This window comes from Chitinophaga polysaccharea (assembly GCF_902150045.1).
GTDB classification, from domain to species: domain Bacteria; phylum Bacteroidota; class Bacteroidia; order Chitinophagales; family Chitinophagaceae; genus Chitinophaga; species Chitinophaga polysaccharea_A.
Genome location: NZ_CABFVU010000005.1, coordinates 320,945 through 337,804, shown reverse-complemented (window position 1 = coordinate 337,804; position 16,860 = coordinate 320,945). Strand labels below are relative to the sequence as shown.

The window sequence follows — 16,860 nt, the reverse complement described above, 5'->3', positions numbered from 1 at the left end:
CATGAAACCCGGCAACCATATCAATTTCCTGTTAAGATTGTTGATCGACTACCTGGTACTGGTACTGGCCTTTTTGTGTACCCGGCAGTATATTTCCGGTTTGGGAGATGTATTCTTTTCTCCGTTTAACGGCTTATTGCTTGGGATAAGCATTACCGCGTGGACCATCATCGGCCTGTCGCTTCATTTATACGATGAATTCAGAACCAGGTCGTTCTCCTATGAATTTGTTGCCATCCTCAAAACAACCTTACTTCATGCCTGTTTCTTCACCTTCCTGTTCTTCTATTGTTTCAAGTATTATCCTTATCCCCGCACATTTACACTGCTCAATGCTTCCCTGACCTTTATAGGCATCATCATCATGAAATTCCTTGTAAAGCAGTCCCTGCTCAGGCTAAGGTCAAACGGTTACAACATAAAGAACATACTCATTGTAGGCACCGGCGATACCGGGATGAACTTCTACAGAACCATTTTATCCAACGATCATTTTGGTTACCGGTGCGTTGGTTTTGTGGACGAGCAAACCAATCCTTATCTCAACGGGCAGTACCTGGGGAAAATAGCGGATCTTCAGCGGGTACTGGAAGATCATGAAATTGATGATGTGATTGTAGCCCTGCCGGAAACGCCCGGCGCAGAAATGGAAAAGATCATCATCACCAGTGAGAAGGAAGCAAAACGGGTAAGGATCATTGCCGACTGCTACCGCTTCTGTACTTCTACTGCCAGCATGAACCTGTTTGGCAACTTCCCGCTGTTAACGATCCGTACCTCCCCGCTGGATGACCCGGCAAAACAACGGTTTAAGCGCCTTTTTGAACTATGCTTTACGATAGCACTTTTCCTCACCGTATTCTGGTGGCTGTTCCCTCTCATTGCCCTCCTGATCAAATTATCGTCTCCCGGCCCTATACTGTTCAAACAAACCCGGCAGGGGCTGAAGAACAAAAAGATCACCTGCTACAAGTTCCGCTCTATGACCAGGAACAGCGATACAGTAGATGCAAACGGCCGATACCTGCAAGCCACGCAGCATGATGCCAGGATTACACCCGTGGGTCGCTTCCTGCGTAAAACCAATCTTGATGAGCTGCCCCAGTTCTTTAACGTTTTAAGAGGCGATATGTCGCTGGTAGGACCCCGCCCCCATCCCATGGCGTTGCACCAGGAATCGAGGAATACTATTCAAAACTATATGCTGAGGCATGTGGTGAAGCCCGGCATTACCGGCTGGGCGCAGGTAAACGGGTACAGGGGGGAAACCAGGGCTTCGGGCCTGATGCAGAAACGTGTCGACTTTGATTTGTGGTATATTGAAAATTATAGTTTCTGGCTCGATTGCCAGATCATTTTCCAGACCTTGATGAATATGATCAAAGGGGATAAGAATGCTTACTGATGAAGCGGGCGTTTCATGGCCACAATATTCTGGAATGAAAATATTTCATAGCTGGTGCTGTTATAGGCGCCCAACGCTTTCAGCCCGTCGGGTAATAACCGGTAAAAATCGTAGCCTGGTAATATATCAACAATATCCCTGAAAAAGGTTCTGGAGATGATATTCATTTCGTTGAACTCTACCTGGATCACTTCCGCCAGCCCACCGGCAATTGTTTGCCTGGCTCCCTTCAGTACGCTCAGCTCATGGCCTTCTGTGTCTATCTTCAATAGCGCTATCTTCCGAATATGATGCTGCGCAACAAACTCATCGATGCTGATCAACGCAACAGGTACTTCTTCCGCTTTTCCCTTATGAAGATGTTCAATAACGCCCTTGTACATACTGGCATGTTCGGAGCCGCCATCGCCCTGGTAATCGTAGATAGTGGCAGCACTGCTTTCTTCCCCGGCGCCCAGTGGCACCGCGGTAAAGTTGTATGTTTCCGCCACAGCGCTTAGCTTCCGGAAGGCTACAGGATGCGGCTCAAAAGCAAACACCGGTAGGGTAATCCCGTTCTTTCTCAGCATTACGGAATAGTTTCCCATATTAGCGCCGATGTCAAGGATTACACCGGTATCCAGCTTCCTTTGGGCTTTTAAAAACCTGATGAATGCTTTTTCCCCGGACACGATGTCGTTCTCATGGTTCCTGATACCCAACCCAAACATGCTTAGCTTATATAAAAAGAGATTTACAGGGTAAAAGACCCTTCGCGCAAATAAGAGTACGTATACTTTTTTTACAGACTTTCCGAGCGCATTCATAGTGTAAATTTTGGTTGATGCGTGGTATTAAAAATACTGATATTTATGCAGGTGCAGTCTATTCACTTTATTCATTTCTTTATTTTGGTATCTTGCACCCTTATTTAACCCATTGTTTACATGAAACGCAGTTCCGTATCTTTAGTTTTCAACATTTTCCTGGGAGTAGGCATTGTTACACTCATCATCACCCTTGTTATTCTTTATAACGTAAAAAAGTTCAACGATTCCGCAGTAAAAACCAGTGGCACCGTGGTAGATCTGATCGCCAAAAGAGGATCCAAATCCACTACCTATTCCCCTGTTGTGACCTTTAATGATAATGCCGGGGTGAAGCACCGTTATATTTCCGATGTATCTTCCAGCCCGGCAGGGTACAACATTGGCGACAACGTGGAGATCTGCTACAACCCCAATGATCCTGATGATGCTAAAATAGCCGGCTGGCGACAATATTTCGGCGCATTTATCACCGGTGCATTTGCATTGATATTTGGCCTTATTGGTTTGGGATATCATATTGTGAGAAAGGTGGGCCGTTCGCGGCAGGAACAACTGAAACAATCGGGACAGCTGGTACCCGCCAGTTTTATTTCAGTAGATGTAAACAGGTATGTTTCCGTTAACCGCCGCCATCCTTTTTTTATCCGCTGTGAATGGAAAGACCCGCTTACCGGGATAACGCATCCTTTTAAAAGTGGTTTTATCTGGTCGGACCCTACCCCGTATATTGAGCGGGATAAAAAGATAGATGTATACGTGGACAGGAATAATTTCAGGAAGTATTATGTTGATATTTCTTCTTTCGAAAGATAAAAAAGCCATCCCTGTAAAGGGATGGCAGTCATCGTTCTAATGATTGATCTTATAAGAACATCTGCATCCACTTGCTGATCACCGTCCATGCTTCAGGCGCAAAGTCGCCTTTCAGCTGTGGCAACTCACTGTTGGTGCAGCTTTCACAATGCAGGAAAAGATGATTTAAGCCAGGCAGTACTTTCACCGTTACCTGGTTATTACCGTTCTCCTTTAATACGGTTTCAATGGTGGCCAGGTTTTCTTTATAAGGCACCATGATGTCTTTGTTGCCGTTCAACGCCAGGAAAGGCACTTTGATCTGCCGCAGGAAAGGCACAGGATCATAGCGCAGGTGGCATTGATACCATGGGCCGGTAGCCTGCCGGATATAAGATTCCAGGAAGAAGCGCATATGATCTGCCTCCCCGGCTTTGTCTTTTGCATAGGCGCTGTCGTCTGCATGTTTCCAGGCATTGTACGTAGCGCGGAGCCGTGGCTCCAGTTCCGGCGTATAGGCGTAACGGTAAGCCGTATCAAACATCAGCGTGGTGATGGTACGGTGGCGGTTTTTGTCGTAATCGGAAATGGGCGCCGCATCAATGATGGCATTGTTTTGCAGCTTCAGCGCCTGGATACCGGTGGTGGCAAGTCCTGCCAGGGTGATCACAAAAGCCACCTCTTTACTTTCTGCGGCGGCGATAATAGCGGCGGCTCCGCCTTCGCTATGGCCTATGAGCCCTGTTACTGTAACGCCGGGTTGCAACCGCAGGAAACTGATAGCAGCCTGTGCATCGTTTGCAAAATCCTTGGTGGTAGCTGTTTCGTATACCCCGTTGGTTTCCCCCGTGCCGCGGTCGTCGGTGCGCAGCGTTGCAATGCCTGCTGCCGCCAGGGAATCTGCCAGGGCTTTGAACATTTTGTGACCTGCCATAGTGCCGTCCCGGTCCTGTTTGCCGGTACCGGATATTAACACAACGGCGGGAAAGCTTTTACGATTGGCCGGGATGGTAAGCGTGCCCCCGAAGCGGATACTTTTATCTTTATTACTGAAATAAACGTTGGTGCTGCGGGCGCCGGTAGCCTGGGCATGTACCTGCGGGCCTGCCAGCATAATAATCCAAACAACTGCCAGGCATCTTCTTATACTCATCCTTCTTTCTTTAATAACTCAATGAGGTAGGATATTTCATCTGCCAGCGCGCTGGGACTTCCGTAATAACCGGTTCCCAGCCAGCGGATCACGCCATGCTGATCGATGATCACTTTTGCCGGGATACCGGAGAAAGACAGGGCTTTGGCATACTTGTTATAGGTGTCGTCCAGCTGGCCGGTGCTATCGCTCCTGGCATCCAGCAATACATCCAGGTGGAGGTTTTTTGACGACAGGAATTTCCTGATCTGGTCGCGGTAATCCGGTTTGGTTTCCATGGTAGCAATAAAGTAGAAGCTCACGTTTTTGTCTTTACTGTATTTATCTACCGCCATCTGCATACCCGGCATGGCTGCTTTACATGGTCCGCACCAGGTAGCCCAGAAATCCAGTACTATAATTTTGCCTTTCATACCGGCCAGGTTGGCGATGCCGCCGGTGAGCTGCTGCAGTTTAAAACCGGGCGCCGGCTCGCGGATCAGTTGCGCCCGCAGGGCTTCCCTTTCCGCAGATACATCTGCTGCGCATTTCATGCCCTGGAAATAAGCGTCGAAGCCTGCTTCTTTTTTGTGCTTACGGATGTATTCCTGTTTTAGCAACGCTATTACTTCCGGCGTGGCTTTGTTGGCCCTGGCGGCATTCTCCACCACCTGTACCGCATCCGCGTGCTTACCGGTATTTTCCAGCAGGGTGGCATACAGGCTCATGAAATCGGCACTGTTGGCCGCCGGCTGGTTTTTTACCTTTTCCATCCACAACAGGGCGGTTTTATCATCGCCGAGTGTGTGCAAGAGAGAAGCATGTCCCAGGAAAGCGGGTACCGCGTAGCCGGGCAACTTTGCCTTCCACTGCAGGGGTGAATAGAAGCGGCTTTCAGCGCCGGTCTTTTTATTGGTAGCTGCTTCAATATGCTCCACCAGTTTTTGGGACCAGGGCAGTGCAGCTTCCGGTTTTATTTCATCATGCGCCAGCGCATTCACGACCAGGTGACGATGAAATTCCGTGAGCGACTCGAAAGAGGATACATCCATCATTTCGTCCAGTATATCCAGTTTCTTTGTGGCCATTACCCTTTCATACACCACGCTGCGAAATGCCTTGTTGTAATACATTTGCTGGATCTCCGTGCTTACGTTCTCAAACTGCTGCGGCGGAAATTTTTTCACGAGCTCCTGCCACATATCATAGCGGCTACCGGGCTTGCCGGTGAAGATTTTATATACCATCGCATCGCGTGCAGCCACACCGGAGGGGAACCTGTCAATGATCACTTTATTCATGGAGTCTGCGCGGGCCCTGTCTCCCAATAAATTTTTATACGCCCTGCTCACCTCCATTAATTCCGCTTCGGTAACATCTTTCAGGCTGCTTATATAATTTATTTCCCGGGGAATGATGGTATCGGCGCGTTTCTCATCAGCGTTTTTCAGGATCGCCATTGCGTTATAGAAAATATGCCGCCTGCTTTCCGGGTGGAACCGTAGCTCGTTGTTCATCCAGAAAAGACCTACCTCACTGGTGATCTTCACACTATCATCTACTGCGGGCGGCACTGTTTCCTTCAACTCCGGGAGGCGTAAAAAAGCCCAGGCAGCATAGCCGGTGGGCATCTGCCCGCCTGCGGGGTTAGAGAGAATGATGGCATAGGTAGGAGTGCCCCCTTTATCTGTAATACCGTTGGCAGAAAAGTTAGCTACTACCAGCGCAGTTTTTTCCGGTACATAATACCGTGTTACCCAACCTGAATCTGTCATTTTCATATCCAGGTCTTTTGTTTCCCACTGATCGTTCTTGTAAAGATAGATCACACCGGTAACGGGCGCCTGCCCTTTCAGCGGGGTATTTTCAGGATTGTAGTGAAGCGTTACTGTATCGCCTGCAATTGGATGCGCCGGCGTAAATTTCATGGCCGATTGTGAAAAGGCCATCCCGGCGCATAACACCGCTGGCACCACGAAGGCCGTTTTTACTTTATTCATCTGAAGATTCTTTTTATAGTGTTTATCTCGGGTTTTGTACCAGCGATGGATTCAGCTGGATATTAAATGCCGGGATGGGGAAAATATACCTATTGCTGCCGGGCGTAAGCGTATAGGCTTCACCGGTAGCAATATTGGTACGGGTAATATTTTCTGCGAAACGGCTGTCTGTAAAAAGACGTTTCTGATCAAACCAGCGGATACAGGTAAAACATAATTCCCTTCTTCTTTCCTGCAAAACCTTTACCAGCGCATCGGCTGCACTGCTGGCGGTCAATGGCTGAAAGTCGGCCGCCGCAAAGCGTTTGGCCCTTAAAATATTCACCGTGCCCATAGCGCCTGTTGCATTGCCGGCCCTGGCCTGGCATTCCGCTTTAATGAGCAGCATTTCAGGGACCGACACGCCGAGGTTGCGGTTAGCGCCGGCAACAGCTTCCCTGGAAGAAATACGATAGGTAATTCCCCCATCGGTATAGTCGCTGGTAAGATAGCTGTAGCGGTAATCCTTCACATCGTATAACGACAGCAGGCCCCGGCTCAATACCTGTAAATTGGAATACTGGTGGCTCATGCCCGCTATTTTGGAAAAAATGATCTCGGGGTTATCCGTCCGTTGCGGGTAGCTTGTAAGCGTGGGCAGGTCCAGCAGGCCTGACCGGATGTTCAGGGCATTGTCTGCATTTTCAAGTGCTGCCGTGTATTGTCCCATTTGCAGGTAAGCTCTTGCCAGCATGGCATAGGCCGCTACTTTGGACGGATAAAGATTGTAAGTGTTTTGTGCCGGCAGGTCGGGGATGGCGGCCTGCAGGTCGCTGAGCACCTGGTCGTACACCTGCTGTACAGTAGCGCGGGTGGCTACAACAGATACATCCGGTTCCAGGAGCAAAGGTACTCCCGGGTCGGTAGCTTTGCTGCTTTCATTGTACTGTTTGGCATACATATTTACCAGGGTAAAATAGCTGTATGCGCGGTGTACTCTTGCTTCTGCCAATACCTGTTTTTTCAGCGGCACAGTACCACCATTGCTGTTCATTACATCCCGGATCACCAGGTTGCAGGGATAAACAGTAGCGTACAGTATTTTCCAGTCGGGATCGGCAGTGAGGGCATTATAGTATTCGGCGCCCCACATATAGGCGTTCATGAATTCGGGCGACAGCCGTTGCTGCATACCTGCACCGGTATACTCAATATCGTCTGCCGTCATATCCGGCATATCCACGGAGCGTTCCATGTCCAGGCGGTTGTTCATCAGGTAACGGTAGTTAATATAATCATCGGGCGTAAGCGCGCCTTCTGTTTTTATATCCGTGTATTTGCTGCACGATTGAAGAAGCGTGCCGGCAATAATAAAAAGAAGGAATATTTTATATCGTTTCATTTGGCTGCATTTTGAGATGAGATCAGAAGCTTACATTCAGTGAAAAATTATACGATGCCGATGGCGGCAGCTTCATATTCCGGATGCTTGGCGGGAAATCGGGATCTATGCCGTCGGCGTTTTTGGTCCATAGCAGGGCCAGGTTCCTGGCGGCGCCCGTGAAGGAAATGCCTTTCACCGGCAGGCGGCTGAACAGCGGGGCCGGCACTTTATAACTGAGCGCCACTTCGCGTAAGCGGATATGATCTCCTGGCAGTACATTGATATCGGCATTGATATACCTGATGGCTCCTGCGCTGTTGCCACTCAGGCCCGGCACATTGGTAAAGGCTTCATCGCCTGGTTTACGCCAGCGCTTATCAAGCAGGTTGTTATACTCGTAGTTCTGGAATCCGAAACGGCCGGGATAATTGTTGGGTACCGGCCGCTGGAACACATAGCCAAGTTTATAGGTGATCATTACATCGAGCGAGAAGCCTTTGTAACGGAACGTTTGGCTCAGGCTTCCGAAGTAGGGCGCGGACAGGCGGCCTGCATTTTTCAGGTCGCTGATATCCTTTGGCGACTGGTTAATATTCAACGTATCGCCTTTGCCGCCCAGCACCAGCGGGCTGCCTTTGCTATCCAATCCTGCATAGCGGAACACCATCAGGTAGTCTGTAGGCAATCCTTCTATAGGACCGCTCACACCGGCTGATCTGAGCAGGGCGCTGGTTACATTATACCTTGCGTCCGTTACCTTGTTGGTGTTATAGGAGAACACCACGTTGGCCGACCATTCAAAGGCATGCTGGCGGATAATCCTGCCGCCAAGTGAGAGGTCGATCCCTTTCCCGCTCAGGGAAGAAGTGTTACGGGTAACATTGTCAAATCCCACGGTATTATCTATCGGGAAAGTGGCAAAAAGGTCGGTGCCTTTTTTATAATAGAATTCTGCAGTACCATACAGGCGGTTATCAAATAAGGCATAGTCTATACCTACATTATACACCCCGGTTTGCTCCCAACGCAGGGAGGGATTGGCCGGCGAACCTACCGATGCGTAAGGATCGAACGGGTATTGGTAATCATTTGCCAGGTACAGCTGGTCGTATGGCAAAGCGGTAGTGCTGATATTACCGTTGATGCCGTAGGTAGCGCGCAGGGTAAGCCCGCTGATCCAGCTAACCTGCTGCATAAAATCCTCTTTGGATAATGCCCATGCTATACCGGTGGACCAGAAAGGTTTTGCGCGGTATTTTTTATCAAGGCCGAAGTTATTGTAGTCGTCGTACCGTGCGCTTCCCGACAGGGTATACTTACCTGCATAGGTATACGAAAAGTTGCCGTAGTAAGACAGGTAGCGTTTCCGTTTGGAAGCGTAATTTACACTATATGGAACTGTTCCCTGGTAGCCGTCTACCGTAACATAGGGAGTTACATAATCTACCGGTTTGCTGAATTGTGTTTGTGTATTAAATCCATACAGGCGGTTGGTATTGCTTCCGTCGATGGTTTGCCGTGCTTCCATACCTGCCAGTGCGTTCACCTGGTGGTTGCCGGAAAAGTTCCTGTCCAGGCTGAGCTGTCCGCGTACACTATAATTATTTTTCGAGTAGTCGGATGTTTCCATGACAGCGCCCAGGGGGATGCCATACACCAGCTTCCCGTTTGCATCAATTGATGTAGCCATGTTCAGCAGGTTGCGGGTATAGTAGGAGCTGTCGGGATGAAAGAATTTTCCCGAAGAGGATGACCGTTCTGCCATATACTGCGCATTAAAGCTAAGCCCCTTGTACAGTGGTATATTCAGCCCCAGGATAGCGGCGTAGTTGCTTTCATTGGTGATGTTGTCCACCATGTCCTGTTCGTCCATATAATTATAGCGCCAGGGCATATATCCCCGTGCTTCCAGCTGGGTTAATCTTCCTGAATAATACGCCTGCGAATAACCTACGTTATTACCGTTATCGTCCACGAGCTGGTCGTAAGGCATGAGCGGTGTGGGCGAAGGAGCGTATACGCTGGTGCCCAGCCCGCCGGTGCTGTAGCGGAACCAGTTCCCGCGCAGGTTGGCCGACAGGGTTACATTTTTGAAGAAGGTAAATTCCTGGTTGGCTGTTAGGGTGATCCTTTCCCCGAAAGTTTTTTTGGTGCTGGTATTTTCCCGGTCGTAAGCGCCGGAAACAAAATAGGTATGCCTGCCCGTACCGCCGCTGATACTAAGATCATAGTGGCTGGTAGAAGCAGGTTTTAGGAGATATTGTTCCACCTGTTTCCTGGAATCGCGGCTTTTCAGAACAGCCAATGCGGCATCTGCCTGGGCCTGGGTCACTTCATTTCTTTTGAGGCGGAAAAGCCAGTCCACCGCCTGGCTTACGGGCCGCTGGCTGGAGGCGGGCAGGCTGGCCGGATCGGTGATAAAACCTTTGTTCACCAGTTCCTGCTCATAATCGATCATCTGCGCTGCGTTCATCATTGGCATGGATGATAACCTGGGCTTGCCGTTCAGGCCCAGTCCTGCTGTAAAGGAGATATGTGGCGCGCCGTCATTTACTTTCCCTTTTTTGGTAGTGATCACAATCACCCCTGCAGAGGCGCGTGCGCCCCAGATAGAAGCGGCGGCGGCATCTTTCAGGAAAGTGATCTGTTCCACATCAGCCGGGTTGATAGTACGCATATCCATCTCCGTAGGAAACCCATCTATCACCACCAGTGGTTTTTTATTTACATCATTGTTCAGTGTGCTGGCGCCCCTGATGGCGATATCATAACTGCCGTTTCCCTGTACGGCACCATTCAGGTTACCATATACAAAGGTGTTGTCTGATTCGGTAAGGTTCAGGAGAACGCCGGGCACCTGCCCTTCCAGGCGGTAAAGCACATTAGGCACCGGGATCTTTTCCAGGTCTTTGGCCGTAACTACGCCAAAGGAGCCGGTGGCGCGTTCTTTTGGCAGGTTTACATAGCCGGTGGATACTACTTCCACTTGTTTCAGGTTGCCTACGCGTTCCGGTAAGATAACATTATAGTTTTTTGATGCGCCCAGCATTACGTTCCGGCTTTCAAAGCCTATGCTGGAAAAAGATATCATGGTTTCATCTTCCGGCAGTTGTATAAAATATTCGCCGTTATCGTTGGTGAAAGCGGTTTTCTTAGAGTTGAGCCCCAGGATACTAACGCCGGGTATGCCCTGTTGTTCGCCGTTGCTCACTTTCCCGGTGATGGTCCTGTTTCCCGCACGGGTAATGGTGATTTCCGGTTGCCGGGAGCTGGCGGGAGTTTCCCGGCTTTTTTTGATGAGCACATTATTTCCTTTCACGGTGAAGGTTAAACCGGTGTTTTGCAACAATTGCTTCAGGGCATCTTCCAGCCGTTCATTGGTACAATCGAATTGTACGCGGGGAAGGGCTTCCAGGTCTTTCGACTGGTACCCGAAATATTTACCCGTTTGGGCCTGCATTTGCCGGAACACTTCCTTCAGGGTAGTGTTGGCCAGGTGCAGGGTAACTCTTTCTTCTTTTTCCTGCGCATAGGAAAGGGAAAAGTTCAGGCATAGCAATGCCAGCAGCACTGCAACAATCTTTTTTGTCATCTCGTACTTTAATTGGTTGATTTAAATATGTAGTCAGTAAACTACGTAACCGTCCTGATTCCTGGCATACTTTGCATTGGCCAGTTCACATATGATATCAAGGGCACTGTCAACAGATGTATTCTTCTTAAACCCGGTGGTGATCAGCAGGTTGGCCAATCCCGGGTTGTTTATTTTTATATTGATCCCGTAAAAGATCTGAAGATCTTTCAGAATATCGGCCAGTGGCTCATCGTTGAAGCTGATGTCTCCTGTTTGCCATCCGGCGGCATTAATGCCGCTGGTATTGCGTTGTGTCACTTCACCGGTAAGCATGGTGAGGTGCATTTCCTGTCCTTTTATAAGGGTGGATATATCTTTTTTATCTTTTGAAATTTTCACTTTTCCTGTAACCACCGATACGATGGCCTGGCGGCGGCCCGGATAGGCTTTAATATTGAAAGAGGTGCCGAGTACGGTGGTGGTCATTCCGCCGGCGGAATGGATCACAAAGGGCCATGCCGCTGCATTGGACACTTCAAAAAAGGCTTCCCCTTCCAGGAATATTTCCCTGCGTTGCGGGTTGAACTGATCAGGATACCTAACTTCCGATCCGCTGTTCAGTACAATCCGCGTACTGTCTGGCAATACCAGCACTTTACGTTCCCGGTTGCCGGTACGGATGGAAGTGGTGGTAGCGATCAGTGCAGGCGTATGCTTTTCCTGGACGGTGGCCGCCAATGGCGCGGGACTGCGCCGGGTGGCATACATCCATGCGCCTGCGCCCAGCAGCAGCAGGAAAGAGGCGGCGGCCATCCAGCGAATGGTATTGCGTTGCCTGTAGAAAGGGATCAGTTTTGCAGGTGCAGCAGGACGGACAGCCAGGTCTATCTCTCCGCGGTTATTGACATAGGTGGCCGACGGTGTTTCCTGCCGTACTTCACTGTAAAGCCGGTCCAGCAGGGATATCATCAGGTCGTTCTCCTTATTGGCATCCAGGAGGTCGAAGAATTCATTCCTTTCTTCCGGCGTGCATTTGCCGGAAATGTATAACCTGAAAAGATGTGTAAAATGTGCCTGATCCAATCTCTGTTCGTATTAAAAATGACAGGTCCTGATAAAGGACTATATCTTACTGACGTTTGAAAAACAGCGATGTCCTATTGGGGGGGAAAAAATTTAAAATAATTTAATCTGCCCGGCGGCAATTTTACGGAGATAGCTCAGGGCGGCGGTTAACTGGTTCTTTACGGTAGATGGGGAAATGCTGAGCTTTTCCGCTATTTCGTTGCGGGTGCGGCCTTCCACCTGGCTTAACTGGTAAATGATCCGGCGCTGGGGTGGCAGCTGGTTAATGGCTTCCGACAGGGCAAATTCATATTCTTTAGCGATCATATTATCGTAGGTACGGCTTTCCTCCCACTGGTGATCGTTGAAGTATTCTGCGCGGAGGCGGCGATCGTTTGCCAGCTGGCGAAGTACATCCACTACTTTATTACGGACCATCTTATAGAGGTAATCTTCTATATTGGTAATGGTGCTGAACTGGTCGCGCACCGTCCATAGCTTAATAAATACTTCCTGGATAATGTCGCGGGCGAGTAATTCGGACTGGATGGTTTTCAGGGCGAAGCAATAGAGCGGGTACTCATACAGCCGGAAATAGGCGGTAAACTGCTCCTGTAGCAGCAACTCCTCCCCGTTTGTGATCTCTTTCCGCTTCATCCCTGTATTCTAAAGTTGAGCCACAAATGTATTGAAAGTTTCGCGGATTTTGTCTTGGAACACTGATTACGCTGATTTTGATGATTAGTTGATTTTATTTTAGAGATTGAAAATAATTAAGGGAGATAAAAGTGGATATATGCCTTTGTCTCCCTTAAATATTCCCCAAAAAAATATCAATGAAATCATCAAAATCAGCGTAATCAGTGTTCCAAGACAATTTACAGGTATTGCGCTACGAAATTTTTTGTGTAGTCTTTTATTGTTTGCCGTACTTCCCTGAAGGCCGCCATCACCTGTTCTTCGCTGCCGGTAGCCTTTGCGGGGTCGGGAAAATTTTCATGCAGTTTTGTGGCGCTTGAAGGGAAAAAGGGGCATCGTTCCTTTGCGTTATCGCAAACCGTAATTACGTAATCGAAGTCGATATCCCTGTACTCATTAATGTTGTTGGAAGTATGTGTGGAGATGTCGATGCCGTCTTCCGCCATGGTGGCTATGGCACGGGGATTAACACCATGTGTTTCCACTCCTGCGCTGTAAATTTCCGCTTTGCCGCCTGCAAAATGTTTCAGGTAACCTTCGGCGATCTGGCTCCGGCAGCTGTTGCCCGTGCATAATACTAGTACTTTTTTCATGTTGTTTGTTTTATAGATCAGCAGCAACCGCCTCCTGGCGTGCAGGAAGTACCGGCTTTCAATGTTACGGGTATTTCTTTTGGCGTACCGCAGGTAGCGCCACGCTCCGTTGCCTTACACTGTGTGGCATCCGGCTGCAGGTTCACCACCAGGTTCTCCCCTTCCAGCCGCAATTCAGCAGGGTACATCTGCCGGGTATCAAATGCGGCGTTACCAAATTCAATTTTTACTATCGCCTTCGGGTGCAGGTCCATATTTTTCTCTACCAGGTCCACTATCTTCAAAGCTTTGTTCACCGCCATTGCCCGGTGGGTTTGCGATTCTTCCGGCTCCCATAATTGTACAATGATCTCTGTCCATGTATTCATCTTACCACCACAGTCAACCGAGGTAACAGGCGCCTGTTTAATTTCCGTAATATGGTAAGATGGCGCCACCAATGTACCTGCTGCATATTCGAACTGCAGTATTTGCTCCGGGTATTTTTCCAGCTGATCCCTGAAGGACTGCCAGGTCATTCTTGTGTTACTCATGATATAAAGGTTTATTTTTTTCAGATGCTGTATTGCCATACCAATGCTTACGGAGGCGGAAGGCCACATTCACGAGCGCCATCAGTGCAGGCACTTCCACCAGCGGGCCGATAACGCCTACAAAAGCCTGCCCTGAGTTAATACCAAATACCCCGATGGCTACTGCGATGGCCAGTTCAAAATTGTTGCCTGCTGCGGTAAAGGCAATAGCTGCATTCCTGGAATAATCTGCACCTGCCACTTTACCCAATACAAAGCTCACCAGGAACATGATCACAAAGTATATCATCAGCGGAACAGCTATCCGTACCACATCCAGGGGGATCTGCACAATCAGTTCCCCTTTCAGGCTGAACATCACCACGATGGTAAACAGGAGGGCCATCAGCGTAAGCGGGGAAATAAAGGGGATGAATTTTTCCCGGAACCATTCCTCTCCTTTCAGTGCCACCAGGCCATATTGGCTGATAATACCGGCGGCGAAGGGTATGCCCAGATAGATGCCCACGCTTTTCGCGATTTCACCAATAGATACCTGTACTGTAATTCCTTTCAGGCCAAACACAGTTGGCAGCCAGGTAATGAACACATACGCATATACGCTGTAAAGCAATACCTGGAAAATGCTGTTGAGCGCTACCAATCCTGCTGCATATTCCCGGTTGCCTCCGGCCAGTTCGTTCCACACGATCACCATGGCAATACACCTGGCCAGGCCGATCAGGATAAGCCCTGTCATATATTCCGGGTACCCGTGCAGGAACAACACTGCCAGTCCGAACATCAGCAGGGGCCCAATTATCCAGTTCAGCAACAGGGATAAGGACAGCACTTTTGTATTGCGGAACACTTCCCCTACCCGGTTATATTTTACTTTTGCCAGTGGCGGATACATCATCAGGATAAGACCTATAGCCAGCGGGACATTGGTAGTACCCGAAGAAAAGGAGTTTATAAAAGTGGGAAGCGAAGGAAAGAAATACCCGGCGCCTATGCCAATGGCCATAGCCAGGAAGATCCACAACGTAAGGTACCTGTCTGAAAAGCTAAGCTTTTTACGGTTTACCGGATTGCAGTTCTGATTCATTGTATAATTGCAATATTACGATATAAGTAAACAAAAAATTTTAACAGCAGGATTTGATATCCATTGCTTCTGTGAAGAATGCCCCGAATATTTTACCGTACTGGTTCCATACTTTTGGATTAATACAGTAGCAAACGCTGGCTCCTTCAATTGTTCCCTGGATCAGACCGGCGGTTTTCAGTTCCTTCAGGTGCTGAGAAGTGGTGGCCTGGGCCAGCCCAAGCTCCTCTACCAGGTCGCCGCAAACGCAGGCATTCTTCTTAACGAGGTACTGCAAAATAGCGATGCGGGCGGGATGCGCCAACGCCTTCGCCATGTTGGCGATTTCATTTTGCTGTTTCGTAAAGAGATCTGATTTTGTAGCGCCCATAAATATTAGCGTTTTAACACATCGCAATATTACGATTACTTAACGGATCTGCAAAATAAAAAAAGAGGCTGTATCATAACTAACTTAATGGGTGTGAGAATCGCATATACGAAAATTTTCTCCACCCGGTACCCGGGTAAAATCGGGTAAAAGTTATTTATGATACAGCCTCTTTCATTGAATATCATTGTTCTACACTTTCAGGAACACCTTCTGTTTATACATAAAATACAGGAACAACCATTTTACAAACACCAGGGAGACGGCCATGGCCACAGCTCCGAACGGATCGCCCATCAGTTGCCCCAGCCACTTAAACAGGGCGTTGTTGGTATATCCCCAATCAATAAAATGACCGGAAATATAAATGAGGATGGAGTTCATGCCTATCACCCGGAAAAAGAAAGCCCATTTCCTGTAGCCTGCTATATCGATCACGTAATAAAAGAGGGCCAGCAGCAACAGGCTGATACCGCCCACCTGCAGCACAAAGGAGCTGGTCCACAGGTTTTTATTGATAGGAAAATCGAGATTCCATATCTGCGCCAGCACCAGGAAAACCACACCGGTAAGGGCCATTACGCCTACTTTTCTAACGGGGGCCATAGTGCTGTTGCGTAATAAATTACCGGTAAGGATGCCCAGCATCGCCGTGCTGATGGCCGGGAAGGTGGAAGTAAACCCTTCCGGGTCGTGAATACCCAGGTATAGTTTACCAGGCAGGATGCAGCGATCGAGATACGAGGCAAAATTCCCCTCCATGGTAAGATCGCCGGCAGGAAACCCCGGCGCAGCAGTAAACTTCAGCAACAGCCAGTAAACCACCAGGATAGCGGCAAACCAGATCATCTGCGCCCGCTCCTTTGTATACAGATAAATGATATTGGCAAACATATAGGCCAGCCCTATGCGCCCCAACACACTGCCGAAACGGATCTGGGAAACCGGCTGGATCTGCAAACCGTTGTTGTAGATAATACCCAGCAACACCAGTATCAGCCCTCTTTTGATAACGCGTAATAAAAGCTGGCTCCTGCTCTTGCCTTTCTCTATCTCACGGCCCACTGAATACGGGGTAGACACGCCGGCCATGAACAGGAAGAGCGGAAAAATGAGATCATAAAAATGGAAACCGTTCCATGCGGGGTGCTCCAGCTGTACGGCTACTCCCTCCCAGAAAGGGGATCCTGTTACATTGGCGATCGTTTGGAAAATGGAGCCTCCCCCCATGATCCAGAACATATCAAATCCCCGGAGGGCATCTAAGGAATAGAGACGGCCTTTTTTTTCATTGTCGCGGGTCGCCGCCACTGGCGCGGCCCCGGAGTCCACTGGCATTGCTGTTAATGTGCTCATGGTGTAGTAACTGATTTTGGCAGGATACAAGCTAATAAAAAAGGAGAACTTTTTAAGAAAAATAAAAAAAGGCGGGTGCGGA

14 protein-coding genes are annotated in these 16,860 nt (G+C 48.9%); 2 read left to right on the top strand and 12 right to left on the bottom strand.

The features are described 5' to 3' along the window. Nucleotide 1 precedes the first annotated feature (1 nt). Nucleotides 2-1,405, top strand: a complete 1,404-nt coding sequence (locus FN124_RS29425; RefSeq protein ID WP_142688377.1) for an undecaprenyl-phosphate glucose phosphotransferase — start codon at nucleotides 2-4, stop codon at nucleotides 1,403-1,405. Here FN124_RS29425 and FN124_RS29420 read toward each other — a convergent pair. Then, nucleotides 1,399-2,211, bottom strand: a complete 813-nt coding sequence (locus tag FN124_RS29420; protein WP_142688375.1) for an FkbM family methyltransferase — start codon at nucleotides 2,209-2,211, stop codon at nucleotides 1,399-1,401. The two genes, FN124_RS29425 and FN124_RS29420, sit on opposite strands and share 7 nt — an antisense overlap. A gap of 120 nt (nucleotides 2,212-2,331) precedes the next feature. Between FN124_RS29420 and FN124_RS29415 the strand changes: the two genes are divergently transcribed. Further along, the gene (locus FN124_RS29415; RefSeq protein ID WP_142688374.1) at nucleotides 2,332-3,027 is read left to right on the top strand and encodes a DUF3592 domain-containing protein; all 696 of its coding nucleotides are present in this window, start codon (nucleotides 2,332-2,334) and stop codon (nucleotides 3,025-3,027) included. Between the two features lie 49 nt (nucleotides 3,028-3,076). On the opposite strand, the gene FN124_RS29410 is transcribed toward FN124_RS29415, so the two are convergent. From FN124_RS29410 to FN124_RS29360, 11 genes are all read right to left on the bottom strand, one after another. After that, on the bottom strand, nucleotides 3,077-4,159 hold the full coding sequence (locus FN124_RS29410; RefSeq protein ID WP_142688372.1) for an alpha/beta hydrolase family protein: 1,083 nt from the start codon (nucleotides 4,157-4,159) through the stop codon (nucleotides 3,077-3,079). After that, nucleotides 4,156-6,138: a TlpA family protein disulfide reductase gene (locus tag FN124_RS29405; RefSeq protein WP_142688371.1), complete on the bottom strand. Its 1,983-nt coding sequence runs from the start codon at nucleotides 6,136-6,138 to the stop codon at nucleotides 4,156-4,158. The genes FN124_RS29410 and FN124_RS29405 overlap by 4 nt, the downstream gene beginning before the upstream one ends. Nucleotides 6,139-6,160: 22 nt before the next feature. After that, nucleotides 6,161-7,519: a RagB/SusD family nutrient uptake outer membrane protein gene (locus tag FN124_RS29400; protein ID WP_142688370.1), complete on the bottom strand. Its 1,359-nt coding sequence runs from the start codon at nucleotides 7,517-7,519 to the stop codon at nucleotides 6,161-6,163. A 22-nt stretch (nucleotides 7,520-7,541) separates the two neighbouring features. After that, a complete protein-coding gene (locus FN124_RS29395; RefSeq protein ID WP_142688369.1) occupies nucleotides 7,542-11,093 on the bottom strand; it encodes a SusC/RagA family TonB-linked outer membrane protein in 3,552 nt (1,183 codons plus the stop codon). A gap of 33 nt (nucleotides 11,094-11,126) precedes the next feature. Next, the gene (locus tag FN124_RS29390; RefSeq protein ID WP_142688368.1) at nucleotides 11,127-12,158 is read right to left on the bottom strand and encodes a FecR family protein; all 1,032 of its coding nucleotides are present in this window, start codon (nucleotides 12,156-12,158) and stop codon (nucleotides 11,127-11,129) included. Nucleotides 12,159-12,251: 93 nt separating this feature from the next. Further along, the gene (locus FN124_RS29385) at nucleotides 12,252-12,797 is read right to left on the bottom strand and encodes an RNA polymerase sigma-70 factor (RefSeq protein WP_142688366.1); all 546 of its coding nucleotides are present in this window, start codon (nucleotides 12,795-12,797) and stop codon (nucleotides 12,252-12,254) included. A 221-nt stretch (nucleotides 12,798-13,018) separates the two neighbouring features. After that, nucleotides 13,019-13,432: an arsenate reductase ArsC gene (locus FN124_RS29380; protein ID WP_142688365.1), complete on the bottom strand. Its 414-nt coding sequence runs from the start codon at nucleotides 13,430-13,432 to the stop codon at nucleotides 13,019-13,021. A gap of 17 nt (nucleotides 13,433-13,449) precedes the next feature. Next, nucleotides 13,450-13,965 carry a DUF6428 family protein gene (locus FN124_RS29375; RefSeq protein ID WP_142688363.1) on the bottom strand — a complete coding sequence of 172 codons (516 nt, stop codon included), beginning with the start codon at nucleotides 13,963-13,965 and terminating at the stop codon, nucleotides 13,450-13,452. Next, the gene (gene arsB, locus FN124_RS29370; RefSeq protein WP_142688362.1) at nucleotides 13,958-15,052 is read right to left on the bottom strand and encodes an ACR3 family arsenite efflux transporter; all 1,095 of its coding nucleotides are present in this window, start codon (nucleotides 15,050-15,052) and stop codon (nucleotides 13,958-13,960) included. Before arsB ends, FN124_RS29375 begins: the two co-directional genes overlap by 8 nt. 40 nt (nucleotides 15,053-15,092) lie before the next feature. After that, a complete protein-coding gene (locus FN124_RS29365; protein WP_142688361.1) occupies nucleotides 15,093-15,422 on the bottom strand; it encodes an ArsR/SmtB family transcription factor in 330 nt (109 codons plus the stop codon). A gap of 192 nt (nucleotides 15,423-15,614) precedes the next feature. Next, nucleotides 15,615-16,778: an acyltransferase family protein gene (locus tag FN124_RS29360; RefSeq protein WP_221887957.1), complete on the bottom strand. Its 1,164-nt coding sequence runs from the start codon at nucleotides 16,776-16,778 to the stop codon at nucleotides 15,615-15,617. Nucleotides 16,779-16,860: the final 82 nt, after the last annotated feature.

Coding starts and splice junctions, on each gene's coding strand:
- FN124_RS29380 (WP_142688365.1), bottom strand. CDS start 13,432: ATGAAAAAAGTACTAGTATTATGCACGGGCAACAGCTGCCGGAGCCAG.
- FN124_RS29425 (WP_142688377.1), top strand. CDS start 2: ATGAAACCCGGCAACCATATCAATTTCCTGTTAAGATTGTTGATCGAC.
- FN124_RS29360 (WP_221887957.1), bottom strand. CDS start 16,778: ATGAGCACATTAACAGCAATGCCAGTGGACTCCGGGGCCGCGCCAGTG.
- FN124_RS29420 (WP_142688375.1), bottom strand. CDS start 2,211: ATGAATGCGCTCGGAAAGTCTGTAAAAAAAGTATACGTACTCTTATTT.
- FN124_RS29410 (WP_142688372.1), bottom strand. CDS start 4,159: ATGAGTATAAGAAGATGCCTGGCAGTTGTTTGGATTATTATGCTGGCA.
- FN124_RS29385 (WP_142688366.1), bottom strand. CDS start 12,797: ATGAAGCGGAAAGAGATCACAAACGGGGAGGAGTTGCTGCTACAGGAG.
- FN124_RS29365 (WP_142688361.1), bottom strand. CDS start 15,422: ATGGGCGCTACAAAATCAGATCTCTTTACGAAACAGCAAAATGAAATC.
- arsB (WP_142688362.1), bottom strand. CDS start 15,052: ATGAATCAGAACTGCAATCCGGTAAACCGTAAAAAGCTTAGCTTTTCA.
- FN124_RS29400 (WP_142688370.1), bottom strand. CDS start 7,519: ATGAAACGATATAAAATATTCCTTCTTTTTATTATTGCCGGCACGCTT.
- FN124_RS29415 (WP_142688374.1), top strand. CDS start 2,332: ATGAAACGCAGTTCCGTATCTTTAGTTTTCAACATTTTCCTGGGAGTA.
- FN124_RS29375 (WP_142688363.1), bottom strand. CDS start 13,965: ATGAGTAACACAAGAATGACCTGGCAGTCCTTCAGGGATCAGCTGGAA.
- FN124_RS29405 (WP_142688371.1), bottom strand. CDS start 6,138: ATGAATAAAGTAAAAACGGCCTTCGTGGTGCCAGCGGTGTTATGCGCC.
- FN124_RS29395 (WP_142688369.1), bottom strand. CDS start 11,093: ATGACAAAAAAGATTGTTGCAGTGCTGCTGGCATTGCTATGCCTGAAC.